The 1,878-nt window shown below is 64.7% G+C and carries 2 protein-coding genes; both read left to right on the forward strand.

Annotated features, from left to right (window positions below):
• A partial coding sequence (gene cysD / locus C5N14_RS31420) for a sulfate adenylyltransferase subunit CysD (protein WP_133305779.1) occupies positions 1–739 on the forward strand: 739 nt, incomplete at its 5' end.
• On the forward strand, positions 739–1,878 hold a 1,140-nt coding region (locus C5N14_RS31425; RefSeq protein ID WP_117673532.1), incomplete at its 3' end, for a sulfate adenylyltransferase subunit 1. The genes cysD and C5N14_RS31425, both read left to right, overlap by 1 nt.

The raw sequence follows: 1,878 nt of genomic DNA on the forward strand, positions 1-1,878 counted from the left end.
CATTCCGTTTCCGGTGATGCATGTCGACACGGGTCATAACTTTCCGGAGGTCTTGGAGTATCGGGATCGTCGGGTGGCCGAGTTGGGTTTGCAGTTGATCGTGGCGAGTGTGCCGGAGGCGTTGGCGCGGGGGATGGTGCGGGAGGCGGCGGACGGGACGCGGAACCGGGTTCAGACGCCGGTGTTGTTGGATGCGGTGGAGAAGCATCGGTTCGATGCTCTGTTTGGTGGGGCGCGGCGGGATGAGGAGAAGGCGCGGGCGAAGGAGCGGGTGTTCTCGTTCCGGGACGAGTTCGGGCAGTGGGATCCGAAGAATCAGCGTCCGGAGTTGTGGTCGTTGTACAACGGTCGGCATCATCCGGGTGAGTCGATTCGGGTGTTTCCGTTGTCGAACTGGACCGAGTTGGATGTGTGGCACTACATCGCTCGGGAGGTGATTCCGTTGCCGTCGATCTATTTTGCGCATGAGCGTGAGGTGGTGGAGCGGGATGGGATGTTGTATGCGGTGAACGAGTTTTTTCGGCCGCGGGTGGGTGAGGAGCGGTTCAAGGCGCGGGTGCGGTATCGGACGGTGGGGGACGCGTCGTGTACGGCGGCGGTGCGGTCGGACGCGGACAGTGTGGAGTTGGTGATCGAGGAGGTGGCCGCGACGCGGGTCACCGAGCGGGGTGCCACCCGGGGTGATGACCGGGTGAGTGAGGCCGCGATGGAGGACCGTAAGCGGGAGGGTTACTTCTGATGAGCATCGACACTGTGGGCGTCGAGGTTGATGCGTCGGCTCGGCCGATGGATCTGTTGCGGTTCGCGACCGCGGGTAGCGTCGATGACGGTAAGTCGACGTTGATCGGCCGTTTGTTGTATGACACGAAGTCGTTGTTCACCGACCAGTTGGCCGCGGTGGAGGCGGTGTCGGCGGCGCGGGGGGACGAGTACACGAATCTGGCGTTGTTGACCGATGGGTTGCGGGCGGAGCGGGAGCAGGGCATCACGATCGATGTGGCGTACCGGTATTTCGCGACGCCGCGGCGGAAGTTCATCATCGCGGACACGCCGGGGCACATTCAGTACACGCGGAACATGGTGACGGGTGCGTCGACGGCGGATCTGGCGTTGATCCTGGTGGACGCGCGTAAGGGTTTGGTGGAGCAGTCGCGTAGGCATGCGTTCCTGTGTTCGTTGTTGCGGGTGCCGCACCTGGTGTTGTGTGTGAACAAGATGGACCTGGTGGACTTCGACCAGGCGGTGTTCGAGGCGATCGCGGACGAGTTCACGGCGTTCGCGGCGAAGTTGGACGTGCCGGATCTGACGGTGGTGCCGGTGTCGGCGTTGCGGGGCGACAACATCGTGTCCCGGTCGGAGAACATGCCGTGGTATGACGGGCCGTCGTTGTTGCATCATCTGGAGCGGGTGCACATCGCCTCGGACCGTAACCTGCAGGACGTGCGGTTCCCGGTGCAGTACGTGATCCGGCCGCAGTCCACGACGGTGACCGACTACCGGGGGTACGCGGGTCAGGTCGCGTCGGGGGTGTTGAAGCCCGGCGACGAGGTGATGGTGCTGCCGTCGGGGTTCACCTCCCGCATCGCCGCGGTGGAGACCGCGGACGGGCCGGTGGACGAGGCGTTCCCGCCGATGTCGGTGACGGTCCGCCTCACCGACGAGATCGACATCTCCCGCGGTGACATGATCTGCCGGCCGAACAACGCCCCCGCGGTCGCGCAGGACATCGAGGCGATGGTCTGCTGGATGGACGAGACCCGCCCGTTACAGGTCGGCGGCAAGTACGCCATCAAACACACCACCCGCACGGCCCGGGCGATCGTCCGGGGCCTGCACTACCGCCTCGACATCAACTCCCTACACCGCGACGAGACCGCC

The organism is Micromonospora sp. MW-13 (genome assembly GCF_003434305.1).
Lineage (GTDB): Bacteria > Actinomycetota > Actinomycetes > Mycobacteriales > Micromonosporaceae > Micromonospora.